At 39.6% G+C, this 15683-nt stretch carries 16 protein-coding genes and 1 pseudogene; 12 read left to right on the top strand and 5 right to left on the bottom strand.

Annotation, left to right across the window (positions count from 1 at the left end; genetic code table 11):
• The first annotated feature begins 478 nt into the window (after nt 1-478).
• Together ACFOU2_RS15650 and ACFOU2_RS15645 are read left to right on the top strand one after the other, a co-directional pair.
• Nucleotides 479-1048: a TetR/AcrR family transcriptional regulator gene (locus ACFOU2_RS15650; protein ID WP_377916694.1), complete on the top strand. Its 570-nt coding sequence runs from the start codon at nt 479-481 to the stop codon at nt 1046-1048.
• A 53-nt stretch (nt 1049-1101) separates the two neighbouring features.
• On the top strand, nt 1102-2043 hold the full coding sequence (locus ACFOU2_RS15645) for an SDR family NAD(P)-dependent oxidoreductase (RefSeq protein WP_377916692.1): 942 nt from the start codon (nt 1102-1104) through the stop codon (nt 2041-2043).
• 607 nt (nt 2044-2650) lie between these two features.
• Here ACFOU2_RS15645 and ACFOU2_RS15640 read toward each other — a convergent pair.
• The gene (locus ACFOU2_RS15640; protein ID WP_377916690.1) at nt 2651-3574 is read right to left on the bottom strand and encodes a LysR family transcriptional regulator; all 924 of its coding nucleotides are present in this window, start codon (nt 3572-3574) and stop codon (nt 2651-2653) included.
• A 728-nt stretch (nt 3575-4302) separates the two neighbouring features.
• On the opposite strand from ACFOU2_RS15640, the gene ACFOU2_RS15635 reads away from it, so the two are divergent.
• The 4 genes from ACFOU2_RS15635 to ACFOU2_RS15620 all read left to right on the top strand — a co-directional run bounded on the left by ACFOU2_RS15635 (nt 4303) and on the right by ACFOU2_RS15620 (nt 7811).
• Entirely contained in the window at nt 4303-5559 is a 1257-nt protein-coding gene (locus tag ACFOU2_RS15635) for a Rieske 2Fe-2S domain-containing protein (RefSeq protein ID WP_377916688.1), read from the top strand.
• Between the two features lie 68 nt (nt 5560-5627).
• On the top strand, nt 5628-5828 hold the full coding sequence (locus ACFOU2_RS15630) for a hypothetical protein (RefSeq protein WP_377916686.1): 201 nt from the start codon (nt 5628-5630) through the stop codon (nt 5826-5828).
• A gap of 20 nt (nt 5829-5848) precedes the next feature.
• Nucleotides 5849-6586 (top strand): class II aldolase/adducin family protein, encoded by a 738-nt coding sequence (locus ACFOU2_RS15625; RefSeq protein WP_377916684.1) that lies wholly within the window; start codon nt 5849-5851, stop codon nt 6584-6586.
• Between the two features lie 13 nt (nt 6587-6599).
• Nucleotides 6600-7811, top strand: coding sequence for a Gfo/Idh/MocA family protein (locus ACFOU2_RS15620; RefSeq protein WP_377916682.1), 1212 nt, complete (start codon nt 6600-6602; stop codon nt 7809-7811).
• Nucleotides 7812-8187: 376 nt separating this feature from the next.
• Here the strand turns inward: ACFOU2_RS15620 and ACFOU2_RS15615 are convergent.
• Nucleotides 8188-8383 (bottom strand): annotated as a pseudogene (locus ACFOU2_RS15615) (hypothetical protein); the annotation flags it as partial.
• Between the two features lie 267 nt (nt 8384-8650).
• Here ACFOU2_RS15615 and ACFOU2_RS15610 point away from each other — a divergent pair.
• Both ACFOU2_RS15610 and ACFOU2_RS15605 read left to right on the top strand, forming a co-directional pair.
• Entirely contained in the window at nt 8651-9946 is a 1296-nt protein-coding gene (locus ACFOU2_RS15610) for an SLC13 family permease (RefSeq protein ID WP_377916680.1), read from the top strand.
• A gap of 111 nt (nt 9947-10057) precedes the next feature.
• Nucleotides 10058-10999 (top strand): DMT family transporter, encoded by a 942-nt coding sequence (locus ACFOU2_RS15605; RefSeq protein WP_377916678.1) that lies wholly within the window; start codon nt 10058-10060, stop codon nt 10997-10999.
• Nucleotides 11000-11137: 138 nt separating this feature from the next.
• On the opposite strand, the gene ACFOU2_RS15600 is transcribed toward ACFOU2_RS15605, so the two are convergent.
• Nucleotides 11138-11299: a hypothetical protein gene (locus ACFOU2_RS15600; protein ID WP_377916676.1), complete on the bottom strand. Its 162-nt coding sequence runs from the start codon at nt 11297-11299 to the stop codon at nt 11138-11140.
• 207 nt (nt 11300-11506) lie between these two features.
• On the opposite strand from ACFOU2_RS15600, the gene ACFOU2_RS15595 reads away from it, so the two are divergent.
• Nucleotides 11507-11746: a hypothetical protein gene (locus ACFOU2_RS15595; RefSeq protein WP_377916674.1), complete on the top strand. Its 240-nt coding sequence runs from the start codon at nt 11507-11509 to the stop codon at nt 11744-11746.
• A gap of 207 nt (nt 11747-11953) precedes the next feature.
• Here ACFOU2_RS15595 and ACFOU2_RS15590 read toward each other — a convergent pair whose 3' ends face one another.
• Entirely contained in the window at nt 11954-12403 is a 450-nt protein-coding gene (locus tag ACFOU2_RS15590; RefSeq protein ID WP_377916672.1) for a hypothetical protein, read from the bottom strand.
• A gap of 310 nt (nt 12404-12713) precedes the next feature.
• Here ACFOU2_RS15590 and ACFOU2_RS15585 point away from each other — a divergent pair, with 310 nt between their 5' ends.
• Both ACFOU2_RS15585 and ACFOU2_RS15580 read left to right on the top strand, forming a co-directional pair.
• Entirely contained in the window at nt 12714-13436 is a 723-nt protein-coding gene (locus tag ACFOU2_RS15585) for a hypothetical protein (RefSeq protein WP_377916670.1), read from the top strand.
• 416 nt (nt 13437-13852) lie between these two features.
• Nucleotides 13853-14068: a hypothetical protein gene (locus ACFOU2_RS15580; RefSeq protein WP_377916668.1), complete on the top strand. Its 216-nt coding sequence runs from the start codon at nt 13853-13855 to the stop codon at nt 14066-14068.
• Here ACFOU2_RS15580 and ACFOU2_RS15575 read toward each other — a convergent pair.
• On the bottom strand, nt 14056-14928 hold the full coding sequence (locus ACFOU2_RS15575; protein ID WP_377916666.1) for an SDR family oxidoreductase: 873 nt from the start codon (nt 14926-14928) through the stop codon (nt 14056-14058). The two genes, ACFOU2_RS15580 and ACFOU2_RS15575, sit on opposite strands and share 13 nt — an antisense overlap.
• A gap of 239 nt (nt 14929-15167) precedes the next feature.
• Here ACFOU2_RS15575 and ACFOU2_RS15570 point away from each other — a divergent pair, with 239 nt between their 5' ends.
• Nucleotides 15168-15620: an Rrf2 family transcriptional regulator gene (locus tag ACFOU2_RS15570; protein WP_377916664.1), complete on the top strand. Its 453-nt coding sequence runs from the start codon at nt 15168-15170 to the stop codon at nt 15618-15620.
• The last annotated feature ends 63 nt before the right edge of the window (nt 15621-15683 follow it).

Raw genomic sequence — 15683 nt, 5'->3', positions numbered from 1 at the left:
TAACATGGACAAAAGCGGTCCATGCTACATGATTTACGCATAAGGCTTCGCCCATTTCCCTTACGGGCCCTTGCCGAAGCCTTATACGAGAACCTTTGTATGCTCATTCAAGATGAGAGAACAGAAAGGCGCGAATAGAAGAAAGCCCGGTGACAGAGGTTAAAAAATTAAATTGGATTTATATAGATCGTTAAGGTAACTACTGTATGAATAGAGCTGCATGTATACTGACTGAATAATGATGATGAATGGAAAGTCGGGCATTTGCACATTCGTGCAGGTGCTTTATTTATTAGTTAGGATGATCTGTTTTTATTGGTTTTTCATTTTAAATAAAACTATGTTCTAAATGATAAGTAAAGTGAAAAGCAGGAAGATTGTAGGGGAAAACAAAAAGAATGGGCGTAGATGTTAATATTGACAGCTGGGATTTATTGTAATAAAATTTTATTAAACAGTGGTTAATAAGGAGGTTGCAATGTCACCGAGAAAAGCTGTACAACAAGAATTAACACGTGAAATGATCATGGATGCTGCAAGAGATCTATTTGTAAGAAAAGGGTATCAGCATGTGTCGATGAGACAAATTGCAAAGGAATTGAATTATAGCCATGGTGCCATTTACTATCATTTTAAAAATAAGGCAGAGTTATTTTATGCCATGGTGGAGGAACACTTTCAAATGCTTGATCAAATATTAGATGACATGATGGAGCAAGTGTTGGATCGTAAGGAAAAGCTAAAGCAGATCTTGTTGGGGTTTATCAAGTTCGGTCTTACACATCAAAGCCACTATGAGATCATGTTTTTAATTAAAGATGAGGAGGTCAGGAATTTCCTTAATCAAGGGCCGGATAAAAGTTATGAAAAATTTGCGCAAAGTGTTTATTCATTATGTGAAAAGAAAATATCCATTCAAGAAATATGGTCTATATTTTTATCCTTACATGGGTTTGTGACTCATTATAGCCGTCATGTAACTAGCTATGAGGATGTGAAGAACTTAGCTCATTCACATGTGAATTTTCTATTGAAGTCGGTCACTTAAATTTTTTTGAATTTAATTAACCAGTGGTTAATTAAAGCGGGGAGGAGAACAATATGAGAAAAGCATTAGTGGTAGGGGCTTCAGGAGGAATGGGGTATTCGATTGTGAAAGAATTATCCGGCAGGGGGATCGCCGTTATAGCCTTTGCACGTACAAAGGCTAAATTAGAAAAACTGTTTGAAGGAGATCCGAATGTCACAATCTTTACCGGTGATATTTTTCGTATCGAGGATTTACGGGCGGCAGCTTCAGATGTTGACGTCATTTTTCAGGCAGCGAATATACCGTATTCAGAGTGGGAAGAAAAGCTGGCTTTGTTCATGTCCAATATCGTAAATGTTTCACGACATCAGTCAGCAAAGCTTGCCATTGTCGATAACATTTACGCTTACGGACGGAGTGCAGGAAAAAAAGTAAGTGAAACAACCCCTAAAAATCCCCATACGAAAAAAGGAAGCATTCGATTGCAGGTGGAAACGATGGTAAAAGAATCAGGTGTCCCGGCTTTAATCGTACATTTCCCTGATTTTTATGGACCCAATGCTGAAAATACCCTTTTACACTACACACTTCAAAATATAGTAAACAATAAAAAATCAAGCTTTGTTGGAGACCAAAAGATTGCGAGAGAGTTTATTTTTACTCCGGATGGTGCGAAGGCAATCGTCAATTTAGCTTTACATGATCATGCATACGGACAAAACTGGAACATTCCCGGATATGACGTCATTACAGGAGAAGAAATAGTTGAAACGATCCGGACCATCACTCATTACAATAAACGAGTATCAACCGTTACTAAAAACATGATAAGGTTTCTCGGTCTTTTTAGTTCAAATATGCGTGAAGTGGTTGAAATGTTTTATTTAAATGAAGAACCGGTCGTGTTAAGCGGTGAAAAATATGAAAAGCTAATGGGCCCGCTGCCTCGTACGTCTTATAGAGAGGGCTTAAGACAAACGATAGAATATATGAAGGGGAATAAATCGGTCTAGCGGACAAGATATACTGGCTGAACAATGATGATGAATGGAAAGTCGAGGGGGGTGACCCAAAAGGAGAAAAATCGCCCCTATTGGGTCACCCCCCCGCAAAATGGACCGTTATATAAATCCAGTAGCACCATGGGTTTTGATTGACGGTCCATTTTGCATAAAACATAAAATCTATCATTTTTTTGAACTTATAGGCCAGCCTCTTTATTTATATAAATTCACATAAATAATTTGACGTGGATAAAAAACATCCACGCAAATTATTTACGCATAAGCGGCCGCCAATCTCCCTTTCGGGTTCTTGTCAGCCGCTTATACGAAGACCTTTGTAAGCCTGCTCAAGGTGAGAGAACAGAAAGGCGCAAATAGAAGCAGGCCCGGTGACAGAGGTTAAAAAATTAAGCGAGACTTATATAGTTAGGATGTTTTGTTTATTTATTGTCTTTTTAATTTAATAAAACTATGTTCTAAATAATAAATGAAATAAAAAACAGGAAGATTGTAGGCGAAAACAAAAAGAATGTTAAAGAGTAAGGGAATTTTAGGGGCAGTATCTCACTGAATTAAACTATTAACACGGCAGAGGACTGACCCTAAGCTCCACAAACTATTTTACATCGTTTGTTTCTAAAATAAATTTAATAAAGTTTTTCAATGTAGGGGTCATATATATCCCTTCTTTTACAACTAAATAGTAGTCCAGAGAGGGGGTGTACTCATCTGTTAATGGAACTTGAACTAGTTCTCCGCTAGACAATTCCCTTTCAATGGTCGTTCGCGGTAGGAAGGCGATTCCTAATTGGGAGATTACCGCCATTTTGATTGATTCAATATCGTCAAGGCGCAAATTAAAACGGTAATCATTAGAATCTAAACCGAGTCGGCGCAATTCTAAATTGATCATTTTCCCATGAGTGGTCTTTGGCAATGAACCTATCAAAGGGGCTTTGCGCAGTACGTCCTGGATACTTCCTTGCCATGCTGCCCAGGGAGAATCCGCTGCACAAACCAATGACCAGTAGTCTCTAAGGATTAGGTGTTTTATAATTTTGGACGGTGTAGCTTGTTCCTTTGACCATGTAACAAATCCAACATTTACTTTCTCGTCCAACACATAGCGGTAGACCTGATCCGTATCAACATAGGTAGTTGTCAATTCTACGGTAGGGAATCGCTGCATGAAGTTCAGAGTGAAATTAGGCAGTAGATAGCGGCCTATGGGACGGTTACTACCAATGGCAATGTGTCCGGCTTCGCCGGATATTAATTCTTCGACTGAAGAACGCAGCTGTTTATCGAGGCTAAGTAAACTAGAAGCATATCGATCCACAAGTTTACCAGCTTCTGTAAGCTCAATCTTGTTTCCTTTCCGCACAAAAAGCTTCGCTCCCAATTTTGTTTCCAACGATTTGATTTGCAAGCTTAAAGCAGGCTGTGTCATAATCAAACTTTCCGCTGCTTGACTATAACTGCCGTGTTCAACAACGCAACAAAATAATTGCAATTGATGAAGGTTTATTGGGATATCCATGTCCCTCCTCCTTGCATTGGTTCATTTTTAATTGTGACATTTTCGGGCTGTTAGATTCGAACAGGAGACCTTGCTTCAGTTATAAATGATTATATATAAAGAAATGAATTGTTATTTGTATTATATAATAGATTGAATGAATGACCATTAAGAAATATATGAATCCACATAAATAATGTAACATGGACAAAAGCGGTCTATGCTGCATTATTTACGCATAAGCGGCTGCCAATCTCCCTTAAGGGTTCTTGTCAGCCGCTTATACAAGAACCTTTGTAAGCTCATTCAAGATGAGAGAACAGAAAGGAGCAAACAGAAGAAGGAGCCGTCACAGAAGCTGAAAAATTAAATGGGACTTATATATCTATTCTTTTTTTCTGATTCTCGTATTCTTACTCTCTGCAGGATGCAGGTAATAGTTTTAAATCCTATAAACTTAGTGGGTTATAAGCTTTTGTATATGATTATATCTATATTATTAAATTAGATTTATAGCGATATCTAGCCTATAATGTTAATAGAATAATTTTTAAATTCCGACTATTCAATCAACAAAGGTCTGCTCCATATGAAAGGCTGGAGCAAAGTGAATGAGTTTTCAGCTTCCATTTCGCTCTTACTAAAAGATTACTCGTAATAGTTGGAATTTTCTGTTACATATTTCTTTATCTCCGAGGTTTTCTTTTTAGGAGATGATCTCTGGATTTATTTTATAAGGAGGGTTTTTTATGTTAAGCAAAGAACAAAATGAAACCTTAATTCAAGTTGGTCCTGGAAAGCCAATGGGAGAGCTTTTAAGAAGATATTGGCATCCGATTGCTGCCAGTTCAGAGGTTGAAAAAATTGGCACTATAAAAAAAGTAAAGCTTTTGGGAGAAGAGCTTGTTTTATATCGTGATAAATCAAATAATTTGGGACTAGTGGCAGACAAATGTGCCCACAGGGGAGTATCTCTTGAGTATGCTATCCCAGAGAAATGTGGACTGCGCTGTCAATATCATGGCTGGTTATATAACGGAGCCGGACAGTGTATTGAACAACCGAATGAACCTGAAAACAGTACCTTTAAAGATCGGATTAAAATTTCGGGTTATAAAGTAGAGGAATTAGGAGGGCTGGTATTTGCTTATATGGGACCTGCCCCTGCCCCTGAATTACCGAAATGGGACCTTTTTGTTCGAAAAAATGTCATCCGTACCATCGGTTATGCTGTCATCCCATGTAACTGGATGCAAATAATGGAAAATTCTTTAGACCCAACCCATCTGGAATGGCTGCATGGACATTACTTCCAACATATTTTTGAGCAGCAAGGCCGACCGCAAGATGAATGGAAAATAACAAAACATCATCTAAAAATCGGGTTTGATGAATTTGATTGGGGAATCATTAAACGTCGTGTATTGGAAGGACAAACGGAAGAAAACGAAGACTGGGCTATTGGTCACCCTATTGTATTCCCGACTATGCTGCGCGTCGGTGACAGCGGTGCCCACTCATTTCAAATTCGTGTCCCGATGGACGATACGCATACATTGCATTTTTGGTATACATGTTTTGTTCCAAAAGAAGGTGTTGAGATACCAAAAGATTACCCGATTTCTTTGTATGAGTGCCCTATTAAAGATCAGGATGGCAAATTTATAACAGATTATATTGATGGACAGGACATGATGGCATGGATTACACAGGGGCCTATTGCAGATCGAACTACAGAACGTCTAGGGACTTCTGATAAAGGAATCATTATGTATCGCCAAATACTAAAGAGAGAACTAAAAAAAGTAGAAAATGGGGAAGACCCAAAATGTGTGATTCGCGATCCTCGGAAAAATGAATACATTGAGTTGCCGCAAGAGGAAGACAAATTTAGTGAAGGGGGCTTATTGTCAGGGGTGGCAAAAGACTGGAATACGAGATATGCTCCCAATCTTGACGAGATTATTGAGCTTTGTAAAGGCGGCAAGGTTCTTTCTAGTCTTTAATCGGCAAGAAACTCCTTCTTAACTTAGAAGGAGCTTCTTGCTCTATCTTTATTTGGGAGGATTCGTAGATGAGCGACAGTAAAAACTATGAAATAAAGTTAAAGTATTGTCCAAATTGTGGAGAGTCTTTGTTGAAATCCAGCAGTCTACTAAATGAATATTGGATATCTGATGATACAGCCTATTTTTGCTGGTGCAGTGAGTGTTCATGGAAAGGCGAAATTGTAGAGGTTAAACGTGTGACTGCCCCAGAGCTAGCCAGTGTATAAGGAAAGAAGGGGGAATAAAGGTGAACGATTCATTAAACGAACTCAGGGAAAAAGTAGCACTCTCCTGCAGAATTTTAGCAATGGAAGGACTGGTAGATGAGACACTAGGTCACGTGAGCGCCCGAATTCCGGGTACTAATGAAATGTTTATCCGTTGCAGGGGAGAACTGGAAAATGGGGTTAGGTATACGACCGTTGAGGCGATTAGGCGGGTAGATTTTGATGGTAAGGGAGATGATCTTCAAGGAAAATATCAAATCCCAAAAGAATTACCAATTCATGGCGAGATTATGAAATCAAGGCCTGAAGTTGGTTGTGTTATTCATGCACATCCTCCAGCAGCTTTGATTTGTGGAATTTCCGATTTACCATTACGTCCCATTTTTGGAGCTTTTAATATACCAGCGATGCGGATGGCATTAGAAGGAATTCCGATTTTTCCAAGATCGTATCTGGTAACACGGCCGGAACTGGCAGCCCCAATGATTGAAGAGATGGGGAATAAAGACATTTGTTTAATGAGAGGGCACGGAATCACTGCAACCGGTGCAACCATTGAGGAAGCGACGATCAATGCTTTGAACTTCAATACATTGGCAAAAGTAACATTAGAAGTGGCCAAAGCAGGACGTGAAGCACCTCCGATTTCTGAAGAGGATATTGCGGAGTTACCTGACTTGGGAACGAAATTTAATGCCAAATGGGTTTGGCGATATTATGTGAAGAAATTACAAGAAGCGGAGAAAATGAAATTTTGAAAGGAGATATCATATGCCCTCACAACACGGAGTGTTAAATATTGGGATTGTTGGACTTGGGATTGCCGGAGCTTCTATGATTCCTGCTATATTAAAACATCCAAAGGTTAGACTGGCTGCAGCTGCAACTAGAAACAAAGAAAGGCTTGAAAAATTTGCAAAAGACTACAATGCTGAAACTTATTACTCAATAGAGGACTTATGTAAAAGTCCCAGTATAGATGCAGTATACATTGCAACACCTACAGAATTACATACAGAACATGTTAGAATTGCTGCTGAAGCAAAAAAGCATATCATAGTGGAAAAACCGTTATCCGTATCTTTAGAAGATGCAGATCACATGATTGAAATAGCAGAAAAAAATGGTGTTCAACTTATAGTAGGACATTCTCACAGTTTTGAACCGCCAATTCAGAAAATGGGAGAAATTATTGAGAGTGGTGAGCTGGGGAAAGTTGTGATGATTCACAATTGGTATTACAATGATTGGATATATCGCCCTAGGACACCTGAAGAACTAAAAACGGAACTTGGGGGTGGGGTTACCTACCGTCAGGGGTCGCACCAATTTGATATTATTAGGCTTTTAGGAGGGGGAATGATTAGAAGCATTCGTGCGGTAACTGGGGTATTGGATGATTCCCGCCCAACAGAAGGCAACCACACCGTTTTCTTAGAGTTTGAAGATGGTGCTGCGGCAACGGCTGTATATAATGGATATGATCATTTCCATACAACTGAATTAACCTTTGATATCGGAGAAGGTGGTCCATTGACAAAGTCGAACGTTTATGCACAATCCCGTCGCATGATAAAAGAAACAAAATCCCAGGCGGATGAAGTGGCGTTAAAAATAGCCTCAGGATATGGCGGGAAACGATCGAAAAACTACAAGGATTCAGAAAAAAATCATCCTTTCTTTGGATTGACTGTTGTTAGCTGTGAAAAGGGAGATATCCGACAACACCCGGAGGGGCTGATCGTTTATGGGGAAGACGAAAAATATATTGTTCCTATATCTAAAGAAGAGACAGGGCGCATGAATGTCATTGACGAGCTTTACAAAGCTGTAATAGAAGGAGAAAAGCCGGTACATGATGGACGTTGGGCAAAAGCTAACCTGGAAGTGTGTATTAAAGCTATCCAATCATCCAAAGAAAGAAAAGAATTGTATTTAGATTATCAAGTACCTGTAAAAGAAAAGGTGAAAAATACAATTTGATTGAGTAGAAGAGGATAAATGGATAAGCTCCCGGCTATTATCAATGGGCAGCCTCACCTATTCCGTTAACAATGCTGATATCTGCTTGGGCTTATCTGATAAAAAACGGGATCAATAATTTGGTAGGATGATCTCTTCACTCTTTTAGTTTTTATATATATTATATCAGAATGATAGAGTTTCATCCTATTACTCATTTGCGGGATCACACTCTTTCAGTTTTATGTGATTTTGTTTGCATCAATAGACCCGTTCCTGCACAACTCAATTTTTATCACTTTAATGTTAGCGGTTACATTTATTGTGTTTTCTTTATCTCAACCAAAGCAGGTAACAAAGATCCACTCTGCGATATCCTAATTTTTCGCCCATTAAAAGCTACAGTCCAATCAAGTTCATGCATTTCGTCACAAAGTTCATGGAACATCCCGCCAATTGTTCGCTGAGCGGACAATTTCTTGTTCGGACAACGTGTAGTCTGTGCTTAAAATGGCTAGCCATTCACTGTTTTTATTACAATTTTGGACAAATGCAACTTTTACAGGAACTTCATTTGCCATGGCTGTATGAATTTTTCCAGACGAATGGTCCATACAGCGTGTCAAGAGCTCCACCTTCTTACCGCGTTATGTTTTAGATATCATTTTTTGAAAGCGTTATCTTATAGGTGAAGACAGGGGCTTCTGATATTAACGGTATCCCCTCGTCAAACGGATAGGTTATATGTAGTTGATGAAGCAAGGGCCCATAAATGTAAGCGTTTAGAAATGGATGCTGAATTAACATTTGACAGGACTATATACAAATTCTTTCGATTTTAAAATTTAGGGGGAAATTGGATGAGCTTAGAAACAATTGCAATCATAGTGCTTCTGATTATATTTGCCATTGGTGCAAGCTTGCCGATTAATATCGGTGTTTTAGGATTCGTCGCAGCATTTATTGTCGGTACTCTAGTAAGCGGGCTTAGCATTGACGAAATTTATAGCATCTTTCCAGCGGAACTGTTTATCACTATTGTAGGGATCACTTATTTGTTTGCCATTATCCAAAAAAGTGGGGTCGTCGATTTAATCGCTGAATGGGGGCTCCGTTTAGTCAAAGGTAAAGTCGGTCTGACTCCATGGCTCATGTTCATGTTGAGTTTGGTACTGGCAGGTGTCGGTACTTATGGGATTGCAGTTGTTTCTCTTGTGGCTCCAATCGCATTAAAAATAGCTTACAAATACAAAATCAACCCTCTTATGATGAGTATCATGATTATTATGGGGATGCAGGCTGGCTCCTTCTCACCTCTAAATGTCTTTGGCATAATTGTCAACGGCGGCATGCAATCTAGAGACCTGACGCATTCTCCAGCAGTGCTCTTAGTTAATTGCTTCATTTATTTCGGACTGGTGGCGCTGATAGTATTCATCCTATTTGGCGGGTTTCGCTTCTTAAAAAGGCAATCGACTGCTCTTGATTTCGTAGCAGCCACCGCAGAAGTCATCCAAACGGATGGGAATGAACCGGCAGAAAAACGAGAAGGCGGTTTAAATTTATATAAAGGAATCTGTCTTGCGTCTATTGTCGTCTTAGGCATCCTATCTCTTGGATTCGATGTGAGTATTGGTTTTGCGGCTATTCTAGTAGGTTTTGTACTGGCCTTGATAGCCCCTGGTAAACAAGATGGAATTCTTAAAGAAATGCCTTGGGGGGTAATTTTTCTGGTCACGGGGATCGTGACATATGTAGGGGTTATGGAAAAAATTGGAGTTATGGACTACGTGACTGCGCTTATAGCGGATATGGGTAACCCGCTGTTGGCAACTCTGACGGTCTCATACGTAGGTGGATTTGTGTCAGCCTTTGCCTCGACAACAGGTTTCCTGGCATCTGTTATCCCGATTGCGACTCCAATCTTGCAGGATCCTACCTTTTCGACCAATAATGTAATATCAGCGATCTCTGCTTCTTCCAGCATTGTTGACTTAAGTCCACTTTCTTCAGCTGGAGCACTATTACTTGCGAATGTGCAAGGTATGAAAGAGAGGGTGTTTTTCAGGCAGCTCTTGTTCACTACCGGAGTCTTTATCGCTCTTGGTCCAGGATTCGCGTGGCTCCTATTTGTAGTGATTGGAATGCCATGGTAGATGAAGCAAGAAGTGTTTCTTAACAAGGATGGGAATTAAGAAAATGGCGGGGAATCCTCGCCATGTCGAGTTGTAAATCTCTAGAATCTACAAGAGAAGAGGGGGGAAAGGATGGGTGAATTGCTAGCATTTGTGGCATTGATTTTGTTTTCTGCCAACATTATCATAACAAAGATGGCCGCCGCTCGATTGAATCTTAATTTGGGATTTCTCATTTCTGTGGGAGTGAATGTGTTATTTGCTTCCTTCCTATTTCTGATTCAAGTGCTTTTTTTTGAAGGTGGTATTGTGGATTGGAATACGAAAGGGTTTTTCCTTTTTTTGTCAGCTGGCTTATTTAGTACATACCTAGGGCGTTGGTTTTTCTTTGAGACAATCGATAAGTTAGGTCCGACAAGGGCAAGTGCATTTCAAGTGAGCAATCCATTGTTTACAACCATTATTGCCTGGCTGTTCATGGGCGAAAAGCTAGGATGGATGGATTTATCAGCTATTATACTTATTCTGCTCGGATTGTTCCTAGTCTCTTACATTTCACAGAGCTCTGTGAAAAGGGAAATCGCTGTAAGCAGAGAACCATTAGGGATGCAATCTGTCAATGAATTTTCCTTTAAATGGCTGCTTCAATCAGGGGTTCTGTTAGCTTTTCTCAGCTCCTTTTCATATGCAGTTGGGAATGTTGTCAGAGGAGCGGCCATTCAAAACTGGAATCAGCCCATCCTGGGGGGAATACTTGGGGCATTGTTGGGCTTTTTACTGCATGTGGCCACCAATAAAAATACCCGTGATTTTTGGGGACAAATAAGAAAGTCGGATTCTACAGGTGTTCTACTTTATGTTATTAGCGGTGTCATTACTATTTCAGCTCAAATCTCTGTTATTGCATCAATGCGATATATCCCAATCTCCATTGCCAACCTTATAACATTGTCTACTCCAGTCATTGTAACACCTTTAAGTTTTATCCTTTTCAAGAACCAGGAAGGAATCACCTATAGAACGATAATGGGGATTATCCTAGTACTGGGGGGAATCTGTTTTATCGTTCTATAAACAGGTGGTGACAGGCAACTTTTTATCAGCAATTTAGAGGACTGATCCAAAAGTAAAATCCCGCAGGAACGGAGAGAAATCTTCTATTCCTGCGGGATTTTGCATACAGCGGTAAGACTCAATCATTCAATTGTACAGCTACACTTTTCTCTGGATCATAGCCTTTTTTGATTTCTCAAATGCTAATACAGCTCCAAACCAGACAAACACAAGATGGATTAACTGTCCAATAAACCCCATTATCCCTCCTAAAATTAACATCCATCCACTGAATGAAAGGTATCCTTTTGGAATATGCATAACAATAAGCCTCCTCAGTAATAAATCATTCTGTCCCCTGAATCATAAGAGAACAAACTACAAGCGGCAGATGGGGAAGAAACCATTTATTTAGTAAGAGAATCCCAGTTAGGGGCGAAAGGTTTAAAGGAGGAATAGAAAAGCTGTTTTCATCACTCTCACGTCTCACCCAGTAAAAACCGGTAAAATGATGAGGAGGATGCTGTAATGAATAGTAAGACGGTCATCTACAGTTTAGTCGGCTTCTTTGGCGGGATATGTATGGGGATGACATTAAAAAATAAAAGAGCGATCGTGTTCCTTTCCTTATACGGGGCATTCGGATGTGCAATCGGGATGTTTCTCGTTTCTGTTTTTCACCACCCGCTTTCATTATTATTCACCGGTCTGTTTAGCGGATTGTCTTACGCTTTTGGATATATCCAATTCAGAAAACAAAATAATTAAATAGAAAAAATGGGTGTCCCCATTAATATCCACTAACTCCACATCGTATTCCACAGGCTTGCATGGAATAAGAAAAAGACAGGCTTGCCTTTATACCTACTATTAGCTTAGGCTAACGCCTACCGAAATTCATCTCCCACTTACTCATTGGGCTATGCCCTGCACATTCCTTGAAGTGGGAGTATTCTTTCGGAAAATGATAAATTCTCAGCTAACTTTTACAAGATTGATAGTTGCAGCAACTGGTCCGGCGTCGCAAGTACTAATGTCAGTACTATCTCCGCCTGAAGCGGAACGATTGATTAATTGAATAACCGAATGATCGGTTCGTACGTTAATAATAACCGTACCTGTTAATTGCAAACATTCGTCTACAACAGTATTAGGTTCAAGCTGTAACGCAAAACGGGCTCTACCGATACGTTTTCCGTTTATTGTAACTTGGATACTTGGAGGATAAAAAGTGGAACTAGCTAGATTCTCAATAAAGACTACAAAGTCTATTTTGTACTTCCCGGCATTGTTGACTATGATTTTAGTATTGTCACTCGGATCCAACTTTACTCTGCTTCTAGGTCCCTGATTGCTCCAAGGAAAAGCATCGTTTAATGCTACAGTAATGAAGTCTTTTTGCCAGAAGTTACCGAATTCCCCCACAAAAATTCTTCCTTTCTATAGAGAGTGGATAACTCAAAATTAGAAGTCATGTCATAGTATATGAAATCCATCTCAAATGGAATGAGACAAGTTTCCCAACGGTATATAGTTAATGAAACCATTTTTCGTAGAAATCCACTGTTGTACTACATATGAACCGGGTAAAGTAAAAAAGAAACGATCGGTCGAATTTTACAAGATACTGACGATAAAATCCCTGCGTCAGAAGGTAGGAGATTACATTCTTATGTGGAATTTGTGCATCACAGGCAAAAGTTGCTTGTAAGTTTCCAGAAAGGTAGTGGGTAGTATGGAAGTTCTGACGGTTATACCTGAGAAACATCATACTTACATCTTTGTTCGCTTTCCTGGAGTAAAACTGAACATACCAGACAAAAAACGATTCCAAAAAGAGGGAGGACAATCACTGGCTTTGTGTGTGCATCTAGATGAAAAAGAGGAGCTGTACGATGTTTATTTTGTACCTGAGAAGTCCATTTCACCGTTCGATTTTGTCTCTGATGAAAATGGCAGCAAAGCATTATATCGTGTCATCCAACCTGAACAAGTTGAAAAAGGAAATGACAAACAGACTCGGCAGCCTTTTTCCATTACAGATGAAGTAGGAATCCTTCAAAGAAAAACTAAAAAAGGAATTGAATTTGTCCTAGTCATCAAAGAAAAAGAAATCTCCAGTATAGGAGAACAAAGAGAGGGGAGGGCATCTCTTCAAAACGCCGCGAAGCAAGAGTATGTACTGTTCCATATTCGCCCTGCCAAAGAAAAAGAATCAAAAACGATCCAACAAGAAGGAAATGTTAAAAAAGTGCCGCAAAAAGGAATCTTCCGAGGCGAAAAAGCTGGATTTGCTTTTCGATTTGCAGAGCAATTTGAAATCAAAACGTTAAACAAACTACAATTTGGCGGTTCGAGAAAATCTCGGTTTCAAAGTTTTGCCGCATTACGATTCCTCGGTCCAGGTGATCAATTTTTTCCGCTTCCAAGAGAAGAACCATTTACTTCTTACAATTGAATACGGACAATTAAATATGATAGCTAGTTAAATAATGGAATAAAAAGTATTTAAATGATCAAAACCAGAAGGAGGCGGAAAATTCGGTTGCCAGGAGAATTGAAGGTCATTGTTCGACCTTTTATCATTTTCCGAAAGAATACTCCCACTTCAAGCGTTAGCTAAGTGGGACTAGTTCAAATAAACGAGATATAAGGAGAGGCTGTCCCATAAGCCTCTAATCAATGGCAAAAGTTGATCTTTACTGAAAGGACCCGTCACGGAATTCTTTGATTTTGCCGGATTTTCATGACGGGTCCCTTTCAGGAGGATGACTCAAAAGGTATGTCTTTTTATACCTTTTGAGTCATCCTCTTGGGCCCAGTACGGAGGCGATTTATGAGGCAGCAGTCCAAGCAAAGATACCGGTGGAGAGAATGGGAGATGACAGCCTTCTTCGTTTAGGCACCGGTTCTAAGCAAAAGTTTGTACAAGCAACGATTACGAGCCAAATTTCTAATCTGGCAGTTGAAAACGCGTGTGATAAACAATTGACGAAGGTCCTTTTACAGAGTTGCGGGGTCCCTGTACCAAAAGGCGCAACCGCCTCATCTGTCGCCTGTTTATATTTTGCAATCAATTATTTTGTTTGAGAGATTCCATTAACGATTTGAGTTAGTCCCTCTTTGATTGGGGTAACTGGACGACCAAGAAGTTTTTCGAAGTCATTGCTCTCAATTTCCAGTGTGCCTTCCCGAATGCTTTTTTGGATGTCAACAAGCATAGGAACAAGGAAATCTGGTACGCCAACACCTTTCATAATATCGGCATAAGCAGCGTCATCAACCTGCTGCACAGGTACTTCTTTACCCAATACAGTGCCAAGGGCAGATACAAGTTCTTCCTGAGTCAATAGCTTGCCAGAAAGCTCGTAGATTGTATTTTCGTGCCCGTTACCGGATAGTACCGCTGCCGCAGCTTCTGCATAATCTTGTTGTAGTGCCCAGCCAACCTTGCCGTTTCCTGCTGATGTCACCCAAGGAGCTCCTGCTAGGACACCTTGAATGCTTGAAATTTCATTCTCCAAGTACCAGTTGTTGCGTAAGAAGGAGTAAGGAATGCCTGTTTTCAAGATCGCTTCTTCTGTTACCTGATGCGTTGGAGCGAATAAGTTTTTACTTTCCTTTGCATTCACTATACTGGTATACGCAATAAATTTAACTCCTGCGCGCTCTGCCGCAGCTACCGCATTTGTGTGTTGTCGAATTCTTGTTTCGTTGTCTCCATCCGCAGAAATAATTAATAAACGATCGATACCTGCAAAAGCAGTATCCAATGTTTCTGGACGATCAAAATCTCCTTGGCGAACCTCTACTCCACGAGCTCGCAATCCTTCCGCTTTCTCTGGATTGCGAACACTGACAGCCAGTTGGCTCGCTGGTACAGTTTTCAATAAGGTCTCTACAACTTTCGTTCCCAATTTTCCTGTCGCTCCTGTTACTAACATTTTCATTGTCTATTCCTCCAATATGTTTTTGTTAAAATCTTTCTTGTTACAACTTTCCTTGTTAGGTGTAATCGATTTGATTACCTGTAACCATATTAATTACATTTTGGATTTTCGTCAACTAATTTAAAAAACCTTTTTTAATTCTGTTCTTTATTTTAAGGTATAATACATTTGTAATTGAATTAATTACATGATACAACATGGAGATTTTTTGTTATAAACATAAGGAAGGTGACTGAAGATTGTCTATAAGCAGCCGATTTGCCGTTGGAATTCATATATTAGCTCTTATTGAAATAAATAAAGAGGGGATAAGCTCATCAGAATTTTTGGCAGGTAGTGTAAATACGAATCCTGCCGTGATAAGAAAAATTATGGGGATGCTTAAAAAAGCAGGGTTAGTAGAAGTACATCCTGGTATTGCGGGAGCTAAACTTGCCAAAGATTTATCTGAAATTACTTTACTAGATGTATATAAGGCAGTTAATGTTGTACAAGAGAAAGAATTGTTTAGTGTACACGAAGAACCAAATCCAGCTTGCCCTGTGGGAAGGAATATCCAAGAAACAATAGGTCCATTATTTACAGCTGCTCAATTAGCATTAGAGAAAACTTTGGGCAATGTAACCCTTGAAGAGGTTGTAAAGGATATTGTTGATAAAGAAAAATTAAACAGTAAAGAAGGAAGCAGTTAACAGGAGACGTTCTTTTCAAGAATGTCTTTTTTATGTTGAAGGTATGGTACAAACCTTCATTTT

The sequence above is a fragment of the Bacillus songklensis genome, assembly GCF_042649685.1.
Lineage (GTDB): Bacteria > Bacillota > Bacilli > Bacillales > Bacillaceae_H > Bacillus_BA > Bacillus_BA songklensis.
This window is presented reverse-complemented; position numbering and strand designations above follow the sequence as displayed.